Genomic DNA, 19,751 nt, shown 5'->3' on the forward strand with positions numbered 1-19,751 from the left:
ACGACACCTTATATGATCCCGATCACCACCTCAAAGTAGCTCAACAATATCAGACTGCATAAAATTTCTACCCAAAAAGTTTGGTGGTTAGCATAAATAGCCCGGATGTCGAGGGGCGAAGCCCCGAAGACTCCGGGAAAGAAGAGCTCGGGAAAGATATACGACCCCGCCAGGGTGTCGCACTTACCCAGTCAGTCAATCAGTGCGACACCCTGGCGGGGTCGAGGATTGCTTGCGAGGCCGGGTCCACGGGTCTTCGGGGCTACGCCCCTTGACCCGTGGCTAAACACCGTGCACCCCTGCCGGGGTGCCTCGTTCCCCACCCTTCATAATGAGTTGATGGACTTCTGTGCTACTCAAATGCGTCACCCTTGGACACCCGTCCCGGCAGCCCCAGGGGTGGCGCATTAGAGCATTAGGGTAATTGAGAATGTTGCACGAAGTGCCATTCTCGCACATTTGTTTCAAATGTGCTGAGACTTTGCACGAAGGATGAGATGCAAGGCGCTGAGGATGAGGCCGAAGGGAGCGTACTCACGTACGTGACCGAGGCCGAATTCCGAAAGCAACGCAGCAGATCGCCTTCGTGCAACAGTCTCTAATCATATACCAAGGGGGGCACATCCGGGAGGCACCCGAAGGGTGCTCGCTCCATAGGCATCGGTCATCCGCGAAGCGGTGACCAATGTGCCGAGGCCCGCCCCTACCCCTTCGACCCCTTGTGGGTCGCCGAGCAGAAATCCCCCTTTCCAGCGACCCCGCCAGGGTGTCGCACTTGCTGCCTATTCAAGCAGTGCGACACCCTGGCGGGGTCGTATATCTTTCCCGAGGTCTTCGGCACTTCGTGCCTCGACACGCGGGCCAGGAAGCGATGATCCCTACGGGGCACTGCCCCTGCGGGATCGGGCACATCATAAGCATGCGTCACCCCTGACCGGGCTTGTTACCCCTGGTGGGGTGCCCTCACGGCTGTGCACTGGTTAGTCGTGTCCCGCATTCATACGGTCGATGACTGACTCGAGGGCGCCGGTGCCTTGGTACTTGTCCTTGGAGCTATTGAAGCGGTAGGAGATGGTGAAGGCAATACGTGGTGGCACGTGCTCGGTGGACTCCATCACGCTGTACCTGGTGGCGGTACGCACGGAGTGGGTGGTATTGAAGAGGTTGCTGATGGAGAGGGTGGTGAGGAGATTTTTTTCCTTAAGCCACTGCTTGGAGATCTCTGCGTAGCTGGTGAGGATGGGGGCGGTGAACTCCATATTGTCTTCGTTGCCAAATGGGGTGTAGCCGACGTTGAATACCATGCTGATCTCCCCGGGGAGCGTCAGTTGGTTGGCCACGCTGAGAGCGAGGGTGGGCTTACGATTGGTGATCCGTTCCTCGAAGTTCCAGAGGTCGTAGCCGATCATCTTGGAGAGGCGCAGAGTGAAGGTGGGCTTCCACCACTTAATCGTAGGGCTGGCTACAATCGCCGCCGAGAGAGCATGGTGTGGAGGGGCGTTGACAGTCTTGTATAGGGTGATATAGGGCCGCACGACTCCGGTGGTGGGGTCGGTAAAGAGGGCGGTCTCCGGGGTGAGACAGTCGCGGCTATAGATGTGGCTGAGGATGGTGGTAAGCCAGCTCTTACTGAGGGTGAGAGAGGTGGAGTAGTCGATGGCGTCCTTGAGGTTGGGGTCACCCACCTTGTACTCGTATCGGCTCACATAGAGGTACTGTGGCTGTAGCTGTACGTAGCTTGGTCGATTGATCCGGCTCCTGAAGGAGAGCTCGGTGCGCACACCCCAGAGGCGGCCTGAGACTGCCAGTGTGGGGAATAGATTGGTGGTGGTATGGCTCTTGTCGGGATCCAGTACCCCCTTGTCGATATACTTATTCTCGAGGTGCTCCATGCGTAAGCCTGCGGTGGCACTCCACTCGGAGGCTATCTTGCGCTGATACTCTAAGTAGAGAGCCAGTAGCTGCTCCCGCTGCTCGGTGTCGAGGTCGGTGAGACTGAGGCTGGCATCGAGATGATTGTAAAAGCGGTTATGGACCTTAGTGTACTCGCCACCCATCTCGAGGCGTCCGCCCCAGAGTGGTCCGGAGATGTCCAAGCGTCCTCCTGCAGACTGGTACTTCGCCCCATGGCTATTCTCCACGCCGGAGAGCTCGTACGCCTCGGTATGCCCCTCAGCTGCCCTCTCGGTGGAGTGGCTCATACCGGTCTGAAAGTAGTCGAGGTCGATCTGTGCCTTCCAGTCCCCAAACCTCCTCAGGTAGTAGAGATTGGGGCGGTGTGAGGCATTCCAGGGCTTGAGGGTCTGTGATTTGCCAAAGTAGCGCTCCACCGCCTCGGGTGTGGGCCTGAGGTGGTTGCTGGTGAGGTCGGAGAACATCCAGGAGTCCTCCTTATCGGCGGCAATGCGGTATCTGAAGCCTGCGCTCTGCACCTCATCTTCATAATTGACGCCGATGGTATACTCCTGTGTCTGTACACCCTCCTTGTGCTTGGTGGTGGATTGATTGATCCACTCGCTTTGGTCGGTTTTGCCGTGAGTGCGCAGAGAGGGGAAGGAGTGATTGGTCTGCTCGTCCTTGTACATGACACTGGTGAAGAAGTCCCAATTATTGAGCCGATAATTGAGCCGAAGGTAGGGCTGATAACCCATGGGGCTACTTATCTGATTATTTAGATCAAGCTTTACCTCGCCACTAAGACCGGTACCCTGCTCACGCTTGGTGTAGATCTTGATCACCGACTCAGCGGAGGAGCTATACCTGGCACCGGGATTGGTGAGCACCTCTATGTCGCGAATGAGGTAGGGCTTGAGGTTGCGCAGCTGATTGGGGTCGGTCATCAGTCGGTCGTTGATGTAGATGATGGGGGTCCCCTTGCCAGCTACCCGGACTTCGGTCCCCTCGATCTCAACGAGCGGCACGCCTCTGAGCACACTATAGACGTCCGATAGATTTGCGAGCGGAGAGGCCTCTATGGAGGTGCTGATACCGCCGGCGACCATCCGGTGTGTGATACGACTGGCGGTGACGGAGAGCTCCGCCAGCTCTAAGGCACTCTCCTGTAGTATGATCTTGTAGTCGGTGGAGCTTTCGCACCTCACCTCCTTGGGGGTGAATCCGATCAAGCTTGCCTCAAGTAATACCGGTAACTGATGCTGCTCGATCTGTAGAGTGAAGGAGCCATCGTCACGGGTTACACCTCCTGTGAGCACCTTGCTGCCGTCAATACTTTTCACCTTGATGGTGGCGTAGGGGATGGGCTCCCCGGCTTCGTCATACACTACTACACGGAGATCTAGTGCCGAAACGTCCAAGCTCCCTACCATCATCAGCAGGGAGATCAATAAAAATAATCGCCTCATTAAAACTTATCTATTGTGTACTGAATCGCCTCCCCTTATCACCAGCAAAGGTAGGTACTATCGCTCGCAACTCAGTTGCAGACTTCTGGAAGTTAATCAAATGCGATCTGAGGCGTCGCTTTCGGTCACTCCTACCAAAGCCCCAGGGAAATCTCTAATACCGATATTAGTGATGCCTAATACCGATATTAGACTTCACTAATATCGGTATTAGATCAAGCCCTGATCCATCGGGCAGTGGACCACCGTTCTATTATGGTCTCCACAGCAAATGCGATCTCTTTCTCCTCTCCCTCCCAGTTCAGCAGACTGCGAACCGGCCTTATTATGTTCGCCAAACATTATCTTTGTCAAACATAGTTTTTCGCGGAGCAAAATTCATCGGTGATTTTGTGTGTTGGTACCGATCAAGTTATTATCTTTGCGAAAGATAATGTTTGACAAAGATAATTATTGAGGGTATGAAATTTATAGACAGGGTAGAAGAAACAGCTGCACTCAAGCGCACGCTAAGCCTTAGCCGGCCTGTGCTGATTGTGATTTATGGTAGGCGGCGCATCGGAAAGTCAGAACTCATCAAGCATGTTTTGACCGAACAGGATGTATACCATCTGAGCGAAGAAGCACAGACTCAGCAACAGATCGACTCCTTTGCCAAGACTGTTTCTTTTACGTTTGACGGCTTTGATCGAGTATCCTACAACGACTGGGAGACAGTGCTTACCTCCGTCAATCTATATGCAGGGGATAACACATCGGTCTGCTTAGATGAGTTTTCCTACCTCGTCAAGAGCGACCCCTCACTGCCCTCCATCATCCAAAGATTAGTGGACAACAAAAGGCTGAAATACAATCTGATCCTGTGTGGTTCCTCCCAGCTGATGATGCACTCACTGGTCCTCAATGAGAAGTCTCCTCTATATCAACGCTGTGCGTGGCAGCCCAAGCTAAAGCAACTGCGCTTGCCTTATATAAAAGAAGCCTTGCACTGCTCTGACCAAGAAGCCATAGAAGAATATGCTATTTGGGGCGGTGTGCCTCGCTACTGGGAACTTCGTGCCGACTATAACAGCATGGAAGAGGCGGTGCGCCATCTGTTAGTCAATAACTATGGCACACTGTACGACGAACCAACTCGGTTGCTCCGTGATGAGCGTAGAGATACGGCTACGTCTTTCTCCCTGCTTACTACGGTGGGCAATGGAGTAAATCGTATTTCGGAAATAGCCGGTCGTATGCAGCAGCCTGCTACCAACCTCTCCCAGCCCATCGGCATACTGACCGACCTGGGGTATGTGGAGAAAGATATCCCCTTTGGGGACAACCCAAAGAGCAGCAAGAAAGGACTGTATCGCCTTGGTGACAACTTCCTCTCCTTTTACTACAGGTTTATCAATCCCAATAGATATCTTATCGAGATAGACCGCCAGGATCTCGTAATGGATATCATCCGTAAGGACTTCAGTACATACGTTGGTCAGAAATGGGAAAAGATTTGTCGCGACTTCGCCACAGGTAATGAAATCGATGGTGTAGTCTATGGCATCGCCTCACGGTGGTGGGGCGGCATACCCAAAGAGAATGGTAGCAACGACTATGAGCAGGTGGAGCTTGACCTTGTAGCTGAGTCAATAGACAAGAAGCACATCCTCGTGGCAGAGTGTAAATGGCAAGAGCGTGACGAGGCACAGAGCGTATATGAGCAATTAACAAGCCGTGCCGGCCGCTTACCCTTCGTAAAGAAGGGGCAAAAGGTACACACGATATTGTTCCTCAAAACAGAAACAAAGGCAGACGTCCCCTGCTATTATCCCAAAGACATCATAGCGTCCATGCTTCCATAAGATACCTCCTAAGGCCACTCGTCTATGATTGGGTTTCTGACCCGCGAGGGCGTCGCACTATCAGACGGCAGCGTGGCACCCCTCCCCTATCCCATCACGCCATAGCCTATCTCAGGAGAGGGGGAGCCGAGGGCGTATGTGACAGGACTTTACTTCAGGTAGGCCTCAGCAAGCGAAACCCAGTAATTGGCTCCGATGGGGAAAATTTCTTGATCCAAGATGTACTTGGGATGATGCACCATTGGGGTATCCCCATTTCCAATCATCAGGTAGGAGCCGGGCTTCTCCTGGAGCATAAAGGCGAAGTCTTCGCTACTCATAAAGGAGGCGGCAGGATTGACCACATTCTCCGCTCCGTAAGTGTCTATCGCTACTTGGGTGGCAAAGGCGGTCTCCTCGGGGGAGGCGTCAGGTGGTAAACTCGGCGGGGAGGGTCGGCATGGCGCCTGCCTGAGTGCAGACGTAGGCTGAGACCTCTACAGCCCTCCGGTGCGCCTCAGCCACAGATTTCCCCCTTATGATACTCGACACGAAGGCGGCGGTAAAGGAGTCCCCGGCTCCGACGGTATCCGCCACCTCTACCTCAGGGGTCGCTTGGTAGGAGATATCTTCCGGGGTGAAGATGTGACTGCCATTGACCCCGCAGGTCAGGATCAGCATCCGGAGGTGGTACCGATCGAGCAAGGCCCGGCACTTGCTCCGGAGGTCGGTACCGGGGTAGCCGAGCAAGCGGCTGATGACGATGAGCTCTTCGTCATTAATCTTCAGCACGTTGCACTTCTTCATGGACTGATCAAGGATCTCCTTGGTGAAAAATCCCTGCCGGAGATTCACGTCGAAGACGATGAGGGGGTCCTTCTCCTTGGGCATCTCATCGATGAAGCGGTTGATGGTCGCGCGAGAGACGCTGCTCCTCTGCGCCAGAGAGCCGAAGCAGACAGCGGTGGTCCTCTGTGCGAGAGCCATGAGGTCAGGTGTAAAGGGGATATTGTCCCACGCCACACCCTCCCGGATGACATACTGAGGCACGCCGACCTGATCTATCTCCACCTGCACTGTACCGGTCGGGTAAGGGACGGTGGCGATATGGGTGCAGAGCCCCTTGGCGCTGAAGTTATCCAGGATCTCACTGCCCAGAGCGTCCTCCCCGACGGCGCTGACGACACAGCTGGATAGCCCGAGCTGAGAGACGTGGTAGGCAAAGTTGGCCGGTGCGCCACCAATCTTCTTTCCCTCGGGGAGTACATCCCAAAGGGCCTCGCCAATCCCGACGACCATTTTTTCTTGCTTCATAATAGTTATGCAACTTGTGACAAAGGGAGATGTAAAAGTGCTGTACGTGCGAAGAGGAGACAATCCGGGATGGTATACTTGCCGACCGGAGCGGATCTACCGGAAGCGGAAGTCGTCCAGCATCAGAGCGACATCGGAGGCACCGCCCAGCTTAATGGCAAGCATCTCCCGTGCGGGATCCGTATTGAGATCGATGGCGGTGAGGTCCAGTGTGACCGTGATCCACTGACCTCGCGTGTCGATGGTCCCCTTGTAGAGATTTCGCGGCTCAGCCCGAAGCACCTTATCATGCGATGACACCTCACCAAGATTGTAGCAGACGTAGCTCTGCTGACCATTGGTGCCGAGGTGATCAACGTAGACATTGACGGAGAGGGAGCGGGCGGAGCTGGCACCCTTGAGCAGAAAAGTGAGCAACCTCGCACCGGAGGGAATGGCGCCCTTAAAGGAAAGGAGGTAGTCGTTGCCGCTCAGCTGCTTGACGACTGAGAGGACCTGCCCCCGATCGGGAAAAGCGTGGTCGCGAGAGAGGATCGCATAGGAGCGGAGACCCTGCTTGCCGAGCGCGGCGCGGAGGTCAGGCTCGCTCTCGCAGTCAGCCCCGGGGAAGAGCAGCCCCTCGGTCGGTTTGACCCCGGGATCCGGGGTGGCGGGCCCCTCCTGCGAGGTGTCGCTCTCCCCTACCCTCAGCACCACATCATCGATGCGCCAGAGCGCTTCCTGGTAGTCTCGGCTCTTGTAGACGAAGGCAAAGCGTACCTGCTTTTGCCCGTAGACAAAGTCGGGGAGAGGAATCGAATTGGCCACAAAGTCCTCTGACCCCGCCTCGGGGTACTTGGGGATCTCCACCCGCGTCCAGCGGGCCTCCTCGGGGTAGTCGGGCGTGATCTCCTCCGTCGTCACGTAGAGCATCTGCTCCTCGGACGGTCGCTTTCCCCGGCTGATACTGTGGACAAAGGAGAGAGTCGCCCCTGAGATGTCCGTGAAGTCAAAGGCGGGGGACATCAGGAGGATCTTGGTCATCCCTATACGGCGACCGGTGACGGTGGCGCACCCCTCCTCGGCCTCAAAGCCGATCCCCTTGCCCAAGATTGTGTGGTTGGTCATCTCTCCGAGGGAGGAGTCAAAGTGCTCCTCAAGCAGGATAGGCTGCTTGGCGGAGGGCTCGGGGTCGATGATGATATCCCCCTCGATCGTACCGCCCTCCACAAAGGAGCGGATAGAGGCTGAGAGATCGACGGTGTTCGGCTCGGAGGGGGTACGCCTGAGATGCAGGACGAGCTCGTAGTACTTGCCACTCTCCGTCTCGGTGACCCCACTTATGGCTGGCTCTGCGAGGAGGATGGACTTGGTCCCCACTTCGATCTGTATCTTATGGGCGGGATCACCGATGGTCTCACCGGGCAGGATGTAGGTGAGGAAGGTATTGCCGATCCGTGACGATGGGAGCGGGTGGACAGCGGTCCCAGGCTTGATGGTGCCACTTCGCTTCTCCATCCGTCCACCGGAGCGGTAGCCCTGCAGCTCCACCCTCGCATCAGAGAGGTCTAGCCCCTCGATCTCGGAGACAAGGCGGACCCGCAGCTGCGAGAGACGGTGAGAGAAGGAGAGCTCCACCTGCGTCTCCCCCGGGACTCCCTTTCCCTCCCCATAGAGCAGAGGACACTGGTCTCGCAGGTCGAAGGAGACAGATCCCCCACCGCCGTAGCTGTAGGGGTAATAGGCGTGGAAGGTCTCCCCCTCAGGAGCCATGGAGATACGCCGATCACCGCGAGGGACAAAGGTGCCGTCCCCATGCGCCGTGACGTAGGGGACATCGGTCTCTCGTGAGGAGAAGATCCCGATCCGGTCGCCCGCCTCCCAGCGATCATCAAGGACGCGGAGGAGGGGCACAGTGGCGACAAAGTCGGGGCAGGTACGCGCCTCGGTCTCCTCAACCGGCTCCGCCTGCTTTTGGCACGCGGGGAGGAGTAGGAGGAGGGTCAGGAGCGTGCGGTAGGAGTATTTTGTCATAGCCGAGAGAGGACCTCAGCAATCTGCTCGCCTATGCCGATGGTGTAGCCCTGGTGAAAGTAGACGACACGATTGAATGTATCGGCGACGATCACCACCGGGTAGTCGAGCGGCAGGGAGCGCTCCAGGCCCTCTGCAAGCGCCTTATCCAGCCCCCGAGTATCAACACCCCAGGCGGCTCTCGGGAGGAGGCCGTGGAGCGCCTCAGAGGGCTTCTGTCGCGTGAGCACCACGGTCGGGATGGGCAACTTGCCGGACCGGTCAGCGATGGCACCGAGGTCGCGGAGGATGTGGTCGGACGGCTCGTGGGCATCGCGTGCCAGCACGAGGAGGTAGTAGCCCCGCCCGGTGGTGCTGAGAAGCGAGCGCTCCTCCCCCTCGAGATCCTCGTAGAGCGACTCGGAGTCAAAGTTTCCGATCACTGCCAGGGCGCCCTCCTCCCGATCAAAATCGATCGCCATAGGCTCTCCGCAGCGCATTCTGCGGATGGAGGCGAGGACGGTGCCGTCGGCAAGCCTGCTGCCGGTGAGGAGGAAGTTGTCCGGATAGAGGAGCGAATTACCCTGCAGGTCGGTGTAAGGAACCATATCATCGAAGTAGTAGGTGCTCATCTGTCCATCGGCAGGATCGAAGTAGCCGACGGTGAAGTGAGACGTGTAGTGGGGCGTGCGGACAGTATTCGTCCCCTGCTCATAGGTGAGCTGTAGGGGGCAGTCGGCAGTGGACTCCTTCTCCTCCTTTAAGAATGGGATCACCCGCTCCCTACCCTCGTCATCGCGGTAGCGGACAACGCTGTTGCCGAAGTCAAACCATGCCGGCACTTTGGCCGTGCGGAGGAGTCGGATCAGCAAGACGGTGAGGGAGCGCTGGTTGCCTCGCTGTAGGATCCAGGTGGAGGCGGGCGTCATCGGGAGGTTGAGCGGATTGTACTGCTTGTCGTAGGAGAGCTGTCCCACCCGCTCGAGGATCCGGGTGACTCGCTCCTCTCGGCTGAGCTCCTCACTGCCGAGGATCTGCTCGCAGATCAGATCCAGCTCCGGCTGCTGGGGTGCTATCGGCTCGCGGTCTAGGACTCGCGGGCAGTAGATCATCGGCTCCTGCCAGTCGGCGTCGGTGAGATCGCGGTCGAGCACCTGCTCGAGGGCGGTGATGGAGACGTCGTGGAGGTCCTTCTCGGTGAGGGAGGAGAGGAGGAGAAGTGCGTGGTGGAGACGACCGCTCTCAGCCGAGTGGCGGAGGAAGCTCTCTATTGTGGCGTGGTATCCGCGGCTCTTGGGGAAGAGGTCGAGGAGCAGGGTGCGATCCTCACCGGTGGCGCCCAGCTCGTCCGCCAGTGAGGCGGCCTGCTCTGCTGTGGGGAAAGTGGAGGTGTAGGCCTCACGGACCGCATCCTCCTCGGCGAGTAGGCGGGCATTCTCTGCCGCCTGGGCCTCGGTATACCGAACCTCCGGTGTCTGCTCCACCGGCGGAGTGAGACGCAGGTGCTGCTCTGCCGGGATGGTGTCGAGCGGACGGAGGGTCAGCTCGAGGGTGCTGCCACCCTCCTTATTGGTCATCTTTTCCATCGCCACTCGGTCCTTGCCCATAGAGGCAAAGATCACCACGTCCCCGAGACCGAGGTTGGTCACCGCTTCCCCTCTGTCATCAGTCGTGCGGGTGACGAGAGGATAGAGCTCTGCGTAGTTGTAGATGCGGTAGGTGACGGTGGCGCCCTCGACTGGCTTACCGGTTTCGTCCAGGACACGGACGGTCATCGGCGCAGTGCGAATGTAATTGGGCGTCACATTGAGCTCGGTGAAGCAATCGTTCTTGCTCAGCACCTCCTCGTCGCCATCGTAGTCACCGAAGGCGGTGGTGTGGAGCATCATCGCCCGCATTACCGGGGCGTCAAACCAGGCGTTGTCCATCACGGGGGCAGGTTCGCTTGCCCCGAGGTAGTGCCACTTACCATCGACCCAAGCCTCGACCCAGGCGTGGTTGTCGTCCGTATGCGCCCAGCGGGGCGTGTAGACCTGTCGCGCCGGGATGCCGACGGTACGGAGTACCGCGACGACGAAGGTACTCTGCTCGCCGCAGCGCCCGAGGGCATTCCGCAACGTGGCTATGGGGCTGGAGGTCCGCCCATCGGAGGGCTGGTAGGTGATGTGCTTATGGGCCCAGCGATTGAGTGCCAGCACCGCCTGCTCCATCGTCATGGTATCGACGAGGTCGGACAACTCATCGTAGTAGGTGGTCCGAAAGTCATCCAGCACCTCGTTATTGACCCGCTTGGGGAGGACAAAAGCGCGGAAGAGCGTCCCGGGGACCTTTTTCCCCCACGGCATCTCCTCCCTTGCCCGCAGCGTCACCCGGACATTATCCAGATGGTAGGCAATGCTGTGATCCATCAGGTCCGGCAGACTCATGTAGGCGTAGAGGTAGGTCATGGCGTCCCGCTCCTCGGCGGTCACGTCCACGAAGCGGAGAGAGTCGGTCGGAGAGACGATGCCGAGGGTGTCGATCTTCGTCTCGAGCGCTTTCTCGGCACGAGTCATTACGTCGGAGGGAAAAAGCGACTCGCTCCGACCCCCGCCACATGAGGTGGCGAAGAGAGTCAGAGCGAGTAGAAGAGTAAGGGCTGTAAGTCTATTCATGGCTAACGGTTTTATTTACAGACCAAAGTTAGCCAGAAAAACTTAACCGTCAGAAGCCGAACTGGAACTGCATCCGGATGTGGTGGTCCATCGGACCGTGTCCCTCACCCTGCGGAGCGACGAGGCGGTACTCCAGCTGCCAGCGGGAGAGCTTGCCAAACCAATGCTGCACGCCGAGCGTGCTGGTGAGGAGACTGCCGGGACCCATACCGGTCTTGAGGTAGTCGACAGAGGCGACGAAGTCGTATCGCTTGGCCATGTGTGCCACAGCGGTGAGGTAAGCACCCTGACCACTGACCTCGGCATCCTTGCCATACATATACTCACCCGTAAGGGAGACCGGCTTGGTAGTCAGCTGTACGGCGCCGCTGACACGGTGGCGGATATAGGGAGCACCCGCCTCGATACCCTTGCCGGCCCCCATCGCGTGGAGCTCACCACCGAGGTAAGAGGCATGGAGCGTCAGCATGGAGGTGGGGCGTAGGTAGAGCGCACCGCCATACATCTTAGAGGTGCCGAGGTCGAGGGTGTTCATCCCCTGACCATTCATCACCGCCAGCTTGTAGGAGAGCACCCTACCCCAGAGGTCACCCGACAGCTCGAGACCAATGTCCCGCCCGGAGGTGCCCGAGTAGAGCGGATCCATCCCCACGCCGGCGAAGTAGACCGTCGGCATGGTCCCGCCAAGGCTCAGCGGATTGAGGAAGGGAGCCACCTGGTTCTCCAGTCCGAAGGGCGTCTTCATCTGCCCCACCCTCAGACTCAACTCCGGGGCAAAGCGGTAGGACATGTGGAGCTCCTTGAGTATCGCGGGGCTATTGAGCTGAAAGAGGACAGCCGCACTCCACCGGTCGGTGATGCGCATCGTCCCCATAAGCTCCGACTTATTGACGCCAAAGGAATTTTTCCCCGGTCCCAAGAGGGCATCGTAGTAGACCTGACCATACCCATGGATCTCGAGACGCTTTCCCTTATCGAAGTGGTGGTGCCCCTGTGCCGATAGGGCCGGCACCAGCGTCAGGAGGAGGAGAAGTGAGAGTAGTACTTTTTTCATAAGATAAAAAAGAAGTGCATTTAGTGACCTGCAGAGCGCCATCGACAGAAGCGCTCCTCTGCAATATCTGTAAGAATAAACAGGATAAATCCGGTGATGCTCAAGACGACGATGCCTCCGTACATATCGATGTAATCAAAGCGCATCCACGCATCGGTGATGAAGTACCCCATGCCGCGGTCTGTGCCGTAGGTCTCGGTGACAAAGAGGACCGAGATCGCCGTCCCGATGGCGACACGCAGGGTGGAGAGGATATCCGGCAGCGCAGCCGGCAGGAGGATGTACCGCAGGACACGCCACCGATCAGCACCAAGAGAGCGGGCAATGTGGAAGCTCTCCCGGGGGATATTCGTGAGGCTGTCGCGGACGTTGACGATCACCTGGAAGATCAGGATCAGAACGATCATCGCCACCTTGCCTCCGTCCCCCAGCCCGGCGATCAGCATCACGATAGGCAGAAGAGCCAGCTTCGGGATCGGATAGGCGAGGTAGGTGAGGGCGTTCATCGCCCGTCCGAAGGGGCGATAGCTGTAGATCAGCCAGGCGATGACCAGACCGAGGAGTAGCGCAATGGGGATGCCGAGGAGGATCCGATAGAGACTCGCCAGGAGGTGCGGTCCCATCTTCCCCGCCAGGAGCACCGGCAGATGACGGTATACCACCAGAGGCGAGATCAAGGCCCCCTCTCCGATGAGGAGGTAGGCGACGTACCAGATCACGTTGATCAGCAACGTGCCGACGAGGAAACGGTAGGTGATGCTGTCCGCTCTCATGACTTGATCTCCTCTGCGATGCGCTCCGCCGATGCCCCTCTCGTCTCAGAGAGGATGCGCCCCGGCGTGCCACCCATGACGATCACTCGCTCCGCCAGTCCGGCGATCTCCTCGACATTGTGGCTCACAAGGATCGTCGTCAGCCCGAGCCTGCGGCGGAAGTGCTGCAGGAGCGCCCTACTTCGCTCTGCCGTCCCGATGTCGAGTGCCGAGAAGGGCTCATCGAGGAGCAGCAGGTCCGGGTCCTGCACCATCGCCCTCGCCAGAGCGACCCGCTGTCGCTGCCCGCCACTCAACTCGCGCGAATAGCGATCGACGAAGGGGGCGATCTCGAGGGTCTCCAGCACCTCATCCAGGTGGGAGAGATTGGGACACTCCTTTCCTCCTAGCGTATGGGGAAGGAGGATATTCTCTCGCACCGTCATCCACGGGAGGAGGGCAAAGCCCTGCGGCACCAGCGCGACGGAGTGGACCCTGGGATCCGGGGGCAGATCATCGATCAGCACGGTCCCCTCATAGTCGGTGATGATCCCTGAGAGGACGTGGAGGAGCGTAGACTTACCGCACCCCGAGGGACCGGTAAGCCCGAGGATCTCTCCGTCCTCAAGCGTGAGGGAGAGATCCTCTACCGCCACCGTCTCGCCTCGTCGCCCCCTATAGGCGACCGAGAGCTGGTCGATCGTCACCCGACTCATAAGCTCTGTTACTGAGGGAGGTACGAGCCGTCCACCAGCCCCTCGCCGGTATAGTCCGCCGGGACGAGATCGTGCTCATGGAGCCAGGCGAGTGTCTCCTCCATATCCTTGGCTGAGGGGAGCGCTGCATGACGATAGTCCGGCAGGGTGACCCGGTCAGCCAGTCCCTCGGGGATGCCGGCATCCTCGACGAGGATCGACTGCCACTCCGAGCGGGGATGAGAGAGGAGGTAGTCAACGCCGAGATTGTACCCCCTGAGGAGGAGCTTCACCGACTCCGCCTTCTCGTCGAGAGCCTCACGCCGCATCATCGTACCGGTGACAGAGATGCCGAGAGCCTTAGTGGAAGAGAGGGAGGCAAAGCCCTTGGACTTCGCGATGGTGATGAACGGGTCGGGGAAGACTGAGCCCTCCAGCTCTCCACCGAGCATCATCTCGAGCCGAAGGGGGATCTTATTTACCTCCGGCTTCTCGACGTCCGTCGGCTCTATGCCGGCAGCGCGGAGCATCAGGTCGGTAGAGTAGTCGATCACCGTATTGCGGGAGACGCCCACCTTTTTCCCTCTCAGATCCTCCATAGTGGTGAGGTCACCGGTTGCCATCATCTCGAAGTAGCCATCGTGCGCTGTGATGAGTGCGAGAGGCATCCCGGCGGCATGCTGGATCGCGGCGCCGGTATAGTCGATGACCGTACCATCCACCTGAGCGGCACGGAAGGCGGCATCCCGATCGTTGGCGGAGAAAAACTTGACGATCTCCACCTCCAGACCGAGTGAGTCGTAGATCCCCATCTTCTCAGCCACCACGTAGGGCAGGTAGTCCATCGAGGACATCGCACCGATCTTAAGCGGTGGCAGCTGCTTGCTCTCCTTCCGCTGTCCCCCACAGGCGGAGACGGCAAGGGTGAGCAGCAGTGCGACAGTTAGTACTAGTAAGGACTTAGACTTATTCATAATACGATAGGGCGCATTTAACATATATTCTCAGCGAAGATACCCAAAAGCCCCGAGATAGAAGGCGGGACGCTTTTTGGTACAGGGGTGTCCATAATGGAGGGGTGCCCAATGCCCGATGGATAGGTACTCTATCTAATACCGATATTAGTGAAGCCTAATATCGGTATTAGAGATTTCTCTGAGGAGTGGACTGCTTGGGTAGGGGGGATGCAATTAGCATGACAAGCCACAAGGGGTGCATCGTTTCACGCTCTTCACAATGAGAGTTAAATGGCTTCTGTGCCACTCAAATGCGTCACCCCTGCTTTTTGGTACCTTTGTGGCACTTATGAGTGAGCAAGGATTTACATACACGGGGCGGCGCGTCGCCCTCTGCACGCTGGGCTGTAAGCTCAATTTTGCCGAGACCTCATTCCTCGGGCAGGCACTCCTGGAGCGGGGCATGGTCCTCGCCCAGGAGGGCGAACCTGCCGACCTGGTGCTGGTCAATACCTGCTCCGTCACCTCGGTGGCGGACCGGAAGAGCCGGCAGCTGATCCGGCGCGCCCACCGCGACCACCCCGATGCGGTGATCGTCGTCACCGGCTGCTCGGCACAGCTCCAGCCGCAGCGGTACGCCAAGCTCCCCGGTGTCGACCTGGTGCTGGGAGCAAAGGAGAAGGGCGCCCTACTCCACTACCTCGACCACCTGAGTGCGGTCGATACGGTGGAAGTGTCGCCGTATGAGGAGGCGACCACCTTCGTCCCCAGTGTCTCATCGGAGGGGCGCACGCGCCACTTCCTCAAGGTGCAGGACGGCTGCGACTACTGCTGCTCCTACTGCACGATCCCCTTTGCCCGCGGTCACAGCCGCAGTGGCGAAGTGGCGGACCTCGTCCGCCGAGCCGAGCAGGTGGCGGCGCACGGGGGACGGGAGATCGTGCTGACGGGGGTCAATGTGGGGGACTTCGGGCGAGACACCGGGAGCTCCTTCCTCCGGCTCTTAGAGGCATTAGACACCGTGGAGGGGATCGACCGCTTCCGCATCTCCAGCATAGAGCCCAATCTCATCACCGACGAGATCATCGACTTCGTCCGGGGGAGCAAGCGCTTTGCCCCACACTTCCACATTCCCCTGCAGAGTGGCTCTGATAAGGTGCTGCGACTGATGCGGCGGCGCTATAGGCGGGAGGTCTTTGCCCACAAGGTGGAGTTGATCCACGAGCTGATGCCGGACGCCTACATCGGCGTGGACGTGATCGTCGGCATGCGGGGCGAGGAGGAGGAGGACTTCGAGGAAAGCGCTGCCTTCATCGCCGGGCTGCCGGTCTCCAAGCTCCATGTCTTCCCCTACAGCGAGCGAAAGGGCACCGCCGCGCTGCGGATCACCCCGGTAGTCTCGCCTGAGGAGAAGCACCGACGCACACGGCGACTGATCACCATCAGCGACCACAAGCTGAGCCACTTCACCCGGAGTCAGGTGGGGAGCGAGCGGCGGCTGCTGGTGGAGGAGCCGGAGGAGCAAGAGTGGCTCTATGGCTATACAGAGAATTATCTCCGCGTCCGGATCCCCTATCAGCCGGGGCTCGTGGGCGAGGTGGTCAAGGTCCGGGCAGATCACGTGGTGCCGGGACATCCTGACTTGGTGGAGGGCGTACTGGTATGAGGAAAAAGGTTGCCGTCATCGTACTCAACTGGAACGGCTCCACGCTGATCCCGCACTACCTCCCGACCCTACTCGAGCATACCGATCCGGAGCTGGCAGACGTGATCGAGGCAGACAACGGCAGCACGGACGACTCCCTTGAGATACTGGCTCGAGACTACCCTCGGGCGGTGGCGCTTCCGCTCGGGAGCAACCTTGGCTTCGCCGCCGGGTACAATAGGGCCATCGCTCAGCTGGAGGGGTACGACTACATCTGCCTCCTCAATGACGACGTCCTCGTGACCAAGGGCTGGCTGGAGCCGCTGGTCACCTTCCTCGACAGCCACCCCGAGGTGGTCTCCGTCCAGCCGACGATCCGCTGGGAGCGTGAGCCTGAGCGGCTGGAGTATGCCGGAGCTCTCGGAGGCTATATGGATCGGCTGGGCTACCCCTTCTGCCGAGGGCGACTCTTCTCCACCCTCGAGGAGGATTGCGGTCAGTATGGGCGGGAGCCGATGCCGGTCTTCTGGACCAGCGGTGCCTGCATGCTCTGCCGACGGGAGGCCTACCTCGCTGCCGGAGGACTGGACGAGACCTTTGTCGCCCACCAGGAGGAGATCGACCTCTGCTGGCGCTGGCAGGCTGCCGGACACGACCTATACGTCATCCCCGAGAGCGTCGTCTACCACTGGGGTGGAAAGTCACTCAGCGCAGACAACCCACGGAAGACCTTCCTCAACTTCCGAAACAACATCCTGATGTTGCGGAAGAACCTCCCCTCCCGAGTCCTCCGCTCCACGCTGCGGAAGCGGTGGCTGCTCGATCACATCGCCGCTCTCCACTTCCTCCTCTGCGGGCACCTCGGTGATGCCCGGGCCGTGCTGCGTGCCAGGCGGGAGCTGCGGAAGCTCCGCCCCGTGCGAAGTGGCGGCGACCCGGAGCGCGCCTACAGCCGACTTTATCATAGATCCATTCTCCTCGAGTATCACCTCCGGGGACATCATACCTACGACAGACTATCATCATGAGACCGACTCTTGCACTTATCATTCTCCTGCTCCTCACCGGTTGCGTCAGTAAGGAGGAGCGCGCCGCCAAGCATCTCCTTGCCGAGGCGCAGATCGCCTACCAAGACTCCGACTACAGCCACTCGGCTCAGCTCCTCGACTCCCTCCACCGCACCTACAGCGGGGCCGTGGAGACGCGCAAGGTGGCACTCCACCTGCAGCAGCTGGTCCGTATGGCCACGGCAAAGAGAGACTCGATCCGGATGACCTCGCTCGCCGACGAGGGCGTCGCCCGCCTCGACTCGCTGCAGCGGCTCTTCAAGCTGATCGAGTACCCCCGTATGCCGGATGAGAACATCCTCCGATACAAGGGCTACGACCCCTCCGCTGCCAATCCTGAGGCAAACTTCCTCGATGCGTATATCAAGGCAGACGGCAAGATCCAGCTCATCGCCGGCACCTCAGCCCCCAAGGCTCAGGGCGTCACCTACCTCCGACTGATGGAGGAGACCGGCGGGACCTATGTCCTCAGCGACACGATCCCCTATGATAAGGCACTCAACTACCGCTTCCGTATCGGTGGCGTGACCCACGAGCGGCTGACCCTCTCCCTCGAGGCCTCTGAGCGGCTGGGCGCTTTTGTCCACGCCACCCCGGCATCGTCTGCCATCCGGGCCTCCTTCGGTCCTCAGGGGAAGAGCTTTACCCTCGATGCCCGAGCGCGTGAGGCGATCAGCGCCACCTACCTCTACTTCCGCACCTACGTGGGGATAAAGAATGCGGAGGGCGAAGTGGAAGCCGCTACCGCCCGAGCCGCCCACTTCGGTGCCAAGGCTCACCTCAGCACCTCGCAGAAGGAATAAGCTAAGACCTTTGCAAAATGGTCTTTGGCCGAAAAAGCACCGCTTTTTCGGCAGGGACTTTGCAGAATACCCCAGATGCAAGGAACTGAGAGTGAGAGCGAAGGGAGTGTGCTTACGCACATGACCAAGCACGAATCTCGAAAGTGACGCTGCAGATGGGGTATTATGCAAAGGTCTCAAGCGGTCACTTTTTCTTAGGCATAAGCACCCGGTCGGGGTCGTCCGGTAGGGCATCGAAGGGGGAGGTGTAGACGATGACGGTGCCGGGGACGATGGATAGCATATCGGCAAGGACCGCTCCCGCTTCGCTCCGAGCGCGAGAGAGATTCTCTGCCGAGGAGACGCGACGTCGCGCTTCCTCGACCGCTCTCAGCCGCATCGCATTCTCCTGCTGCGTCGAGAGCCTTGGACCGATGAGGTTGGTCCCCAAGTCACGGCTCCAGACATCGACTAAGACGAAGCCGCGAGTCTCATCCTCAAGGATCGCCACCTCAGGCTGAGGCAGTCGGACGAAGAGCGTATCTCCGTGCTGCACGGCTGCCAGCTGCTCCACATCGAAGTAGATCCTCGTCCGGTAGTGCCCCACCCCGAAGGCCTCAGTCCGGCCGGTGCGGTAATTAACCGGCACCACCTCCTCGCTCTCCAGCACCGTCACTCGCAGCACATCCGTAATGTCGGTGATGACGGTATCGTAGAGGTGGGAGAGTCGTGTACGCTCCTTTGCCCTCTCTCCCCGCAGGACCAGGACGCCTCCGATGATGAGGAGGGCGATCCCTATGAGGACTATCGCGTACAGCCCTTTGCTCTGCTTACTCATGGCGGTCAAAAGCTATTTGAACCATCTCGTAGCCGCGCGAGTGCAGTAACCCCCGGAAGTAGGCAGTCGCCTGTCGCTCCCCTCGCTGACGCAGCATATCGTAGGTGGCACTGCCAGGGCGTAGCCGTGCAGCGGTCCGCCGGGATGCCTCATCCTGCAGCTCCTTTCGCTCCTCCGAGGTGATGGGCCTCTTCGTGCCTGTGACTCGCTCGTGCAGCACCTCGAGCGTGGGGGAGCGTCCGGCAAGCTTCACCTCCACAGGTGGCAGGGTGAGCCACACCTTCATCCCCTCCACCCGCACCTTATCGGTACCGAGTTCGCTCAGGTCGATATAGGCGATGGCGATATGGGTAAAGGAGTAGACCCCGATGCGGTCGCCGGGTCGGAGGAGGTTGTCGACGTAGTCGGCCGCCTCGCTGAGGGAGCGGATGCCCTCAATCGTGGTGCCGCTACCGCGGATGATGAAGCTCTCCGTCAGCTCCATCTCCGTCAGCTCAAAGTGCTGGACTGAGCGGACCTCACCGAGGATTGCCTCGTCGTCAGGGACGCCCTCACCGCATCCGGCAAGGAGGAGGAAAAGAAATAGGAGGAGAGAGAGCCTACTTTTTTTCATCATCACCGGGGAGAGGAAGCTTCTCTCTAAGGGAGCAGACAAAGAAAAGGACCATCGACGTGATCTCGATGATCAGCCATGTGGTGAGCTGGAAATCGGGGACGTAAAAGGGGTTGAAGACCACCCCGACGCCCAGCATCAGGACCCCAAGGAGACTGATCCGCGGTCTCTCCATCAGGCGCTTGTAGACGTAGTAGAGGGCAA

General features: G+C 59.1%; 15 protein-coding genes and 1 pseudogene. 4 read left to right on the forward strand and 12 right to left on the reverse strand.

Translation table 11 applies throughout. From position 1 onward, the window contains the following. Positions 1-980 precede the first annotated feature (980 nt). Positions 981-3,362, reverse strand: coding sequence for a TonB-dependent receptor (locus tag QZR17_RS07385; RefSeq protein ID WP_297129532.1), 2,382 nt, complete (start codon positions 3,360-3,362; stop codon positions 981-983). A 461-nt stretch (positions 3,363-3,823) separates the two neighbouring features. Here QZR17_RS07385 and QZR17_RS07390 point away from each other — a divergent pair, with 461 nt between their 5' ends. Next, complete coding sequence (locus QZR17_RS07390) at positions 3,824-5,206, forward strand: ATP-binding protein (RefSeq protein ID WP_297129560.1); 1,383 nt, start codon at positions 3,824-3,826, stop codon at positions 5,204-5,206. 149 nt (positions 5,207-5,355) lie between these two features. Here the strand turns inward: QZR17_RS07390 and QZR17_RS07395 are convergent, their stop codons facing one another. The 8 genes from QZR17_RS07395 to QZR17_RS07430 all read right to left on the reverse strand — a co-directional run bounded on the left by QZR17_RS07395 (position 5,356) and on the right by QZR17_RS07430 (position 14,620). Next, the gene (locus tag QZR17_RS07395) at positions 5,356-5,574 is read right to left on the reverse strand and encodes a M20/M25/M40 family metallo-hydrolase (protein ID WP_363171534.1); all 219 of its coding nucleotides are present in this window, start codon (positions 5,572-5,574) and stop codon (positions 5,356-5,358) included. Between the two features lie 40 nt (positions 5,575-5,614). Then, positions 5,615-6,499 carry a carbohydrate kinase gene (locus QZR17_RS07400; protein ID WP_297129536.1) on the reverse strand — a complete coding sequence of 295 codons (885 nt, stop codon included), beginning with the start codon at positions 6,497-6,499 and terminating at the stop codon, positions 5,615-5,617. Positions 6,500-6,595: 96 nt separating this feature from the next. Then, a complete protein-coding gene (locus QZR17_RS07405; protein ID WP_297129538.1) occupies positions 6,596-8,512 on the reverse strand; it encodes a fimbrillin family protein in 1,917 nt (638 codons plus the stop codon). Next, a complete protein-coding gene (locus tag QZR17_RS07410) occupies positions 8,509-11,145 on the reverse strand; it encodes a transglutaminase domain-containing protein (RefSeq protein ID WP_297129540.1) in 2,637 nt (878 codons plus the stop codon). The genes QZR17_RS07405 and QZR17_RS07410 overlap by 4 nt, the downstream gene beginning before the upstream one ends. Positions 11,146-11,194: 49 nt before the next feature. Further along, entirely contained in the window at positions 11,195-12,199 is a 1,005-nt protein-coding gene (locus tag QZR17_RS07415) for a hypothetical protein (RefSeq protein ID WP_297129542.1), read from the reverse strand. A gap of 20 nt (positions 12,200-12,219) precedes the next feature. Further along, positions 12,220-12,972 carry an ABC transporter permease gene (locus QZR17_RS07420; protein ID WP_297129544.1) on the reverse strand — a complete coding sequence of 251 codons (753 nt, stop codon included), beginning with the start codon at positions 12,970-12,972 and terminating at the stop codon, positions 12,220-12,222. Beyond that, positions 12,969-13,667 (reverse strand): ATP-binding cassette domain-containing protein, encoded by a 699-nt coding sequence (locus tag QZR17_RS07425; RefSeq protein ID WP_297129546.1) that lies wholly within the window; start codon positions 13,665-13,667, stop codon positions 12,969-12,971. The genes QZR17_RS07420 and QZR17_RS07425 overlap by 4 nt, the downstream gene beginning before the upstream one ends. A gap of 8 nt (positions 13,668-13,675) precedes the next feature. Continuing rightward, positions 13,676-14,620 (reverse strand): ABC transporter substrate-binding protein, encoded by a 945-nt coding sequence (locus QZR17_RS07430; RefSeq protein WP_297129548.1) that lies wholly within the window; start codon positions 14,618-14,620, stop codon positions 13,676-13,678. 331 nt (positions 14,621-14,951) lie between these two features. Here QZR17_RS07430 and mtaB point away from each other — a divergent pair, with 331 nt between their 5' ends. The 3 genes from mtaB to QZR17_RS07445 are packed head-to-tail and all read left to right on the forward strand — an operon-like array spanning position 14,952 to position 18,117. Further along, positions 14,952-16,268 (forward strand): tRNA (N(6)-L-threonylcarbamoyladenosine(37)-C(2))-methylthiotransferase MtaB, encoded by a 1,317-nt coding sequence (gene mtaB / locus QZR17_RS07435; RefSeq protein WP_297129550.1) that lies wholly within the window; start codon positions 14,952-14,954, stop codon positions 16,266-16,268. After that, on the forward strand, positions 16,265-17,275 hold the full coding sequence (locus QZR17_RS07440; protein ID WP_297129552.1) for a glycosyltransferase family 2 protein: 1,011 nt from the start codon (positions 16,265-16,267) through the stop codon (positions 17,273-17,275). Before mtaB ends, QZR17_RS07440 begins: the two co-directional genes overlap by 4 nt. Further along, positions 17,272-18,117: a hypothetical protein gene (locus tag QZR17_RS07445; RefSeq protein WP_297129554.1), complete on the forward strand. Its 846-nt coding sequence runs from the start codon at positions 17,272-17,274 to the stop codon at positions 18,115-18,117. The genes QZR17_RS07440 and QZR17_RS07445 overlap by 4 nt, the downstream gene beginning before the upstream one ends. Positions 18,118-18,301: 184 nt before the next feature. On the opposite strand, the gene QZR17_RS07450 is transcribed toward QZR17_RS07445, so the two are convergent. From QZR17_RS07450 to QZR17_RS07460, 3 genes and pseudogenes are all read right to left on the reverse strand, one after another. Continuing rightward, entirely contained in the window at positions 18,302-18,934 is a 633-nt protein-coding gene (locus QZR17_RS07450; protein ID WP_297129556.1) for a DUF4230 domain-containing protein, read from the reverse strand. Then, a complete protein-coding gene (locus QZR17_RS07455; RefSeq protein ID WP_297129558.1) occupies positions 18,927-19,550 on the reverse strand; it encodes a DUF4230 domain-containing protein in 624 nt (207 codons plus the stop codon). Before QZR17_RS07455 ends, QZR17_RS07450 begins: the two co-directional genes overlap by 8 nt. Further along, positions 19,534-19,751 (reverse strand): annotated as a pseudogene (locus QZR17_RS07460) (hypothetical protein); the annotation flags it as partial. The pseudogene QZR17_RS07460 and the gene QZR17_RS07455, both read right to left, overlap by 17 nt.

This window comes from uncultured Porphyromonas sp. (assembly GCF_900541275.1).
Taxonomy (GTDB): domain Bacteria; phylum Bacteroidota; class Bacteroidia; order Bacteroidales; family Porphyromonadaceae; genus Porphyromonas_A.

Bases quoted from the DNA above. Each gene is read 5' to 3' on its own strand.
- QZR17_RS07415 (WP_297129542.1), bottom strand. From the start codon at position 12,199: ATGAAAAAAGTACTACTCTCACTTCTCCTCCTCCTGACGCTGGTGCCG.
- QZR17_RS07425 (WP_297129546.1), bottom strand. From the start codon at position 13,667: ATGAGTCGGGTGACGATCGACCAGCTCTCGGTCGCCTATAGGGGGCGA.
- QZR17_RS07410 (WP_297129540.1), bottom strand. From the start codon at position 11,145: ATGAATAGACTTACAGCCCTTACTCTTCTACTCGCTCTGACTCTCTTC.
- QZR17_RS07405 (WP_297129538.1), bottom strand. From the start codon at position 8,512: ATGACAAAATACTCCTACCGCACGCTCCTGACCCTCCTCCTACTCCTC.
- QZR17_RS07390 (WP_297129560.1), top strand. From the start codon at position 3,824: ATGAAATTTATAGACAGGGTAGAAGAAACAGCTGCACTCAAGCGCACG.
- QZR17_RS07400 (WP_297129536.1), bottom strand. From the start codon at position 6,499: ATGAAGCAAGAAAAAATGGTCGTCGGGATTGGCGAGGCCCTTTGGGAT.
- QZR17_RS07420 (WP_297129544.1), bottom strand. From the start codon at position 12,972: ATGAGAGCGGACAGCATCACCTACCGTTTCCTCGTCGGCACGTTGCTG.
- QZR17_RS07385 (WP_297129532.1), bottom strand. From the start codon at position 3,362: ATGAGGCGATTATTTTTATTGATCTCCCTGCTGATGATGGTAGGGAGC.
- QZR17_RS07445 (WP_297129554.1), top strand. From the start codon at position 17,272: ATGAGACCGACTCTTGCACTTATCATTCTCCTGCTCCTCACCGGTTGC.
- QZR17_RS07455 (WP_297129558.1), bottom strand. From the start codon at position 19,550: ATGATGAAAAAAAGTAGGCTCTCTCTCCTCCTATTTCTTTTCCTCCTC.
- mtaB (WP_297129550.1), top strand. From the start codon at position 14,952: ATGAGTGAGCAAGGATTTACATACACGGGGCGGCGCGTCGCCCTCTGC.
- QZR17_RS07450 (WP_297129556.1), bottom strand. From the start codon at position 18,934: ATGAGTAAGCAGAGCAAAGGGCTGTACGCGATAGTCCTCATAGGGATC.
- QZR17_RS07430 (WP_297129548.1), bottom strand. From the start codon at position 14,620: ATGAATAAGTCTAAGTCCTTACTAGTACTAACTGTCGCACTGCTGCTC.
- QZR17_RS07440 (WP_297129552.1), top strand. From the start codon at position 16,265: ATGAGGAAAAAGGTTGCCGTCATCGTACTCAACTGGAACGGCTCCACG.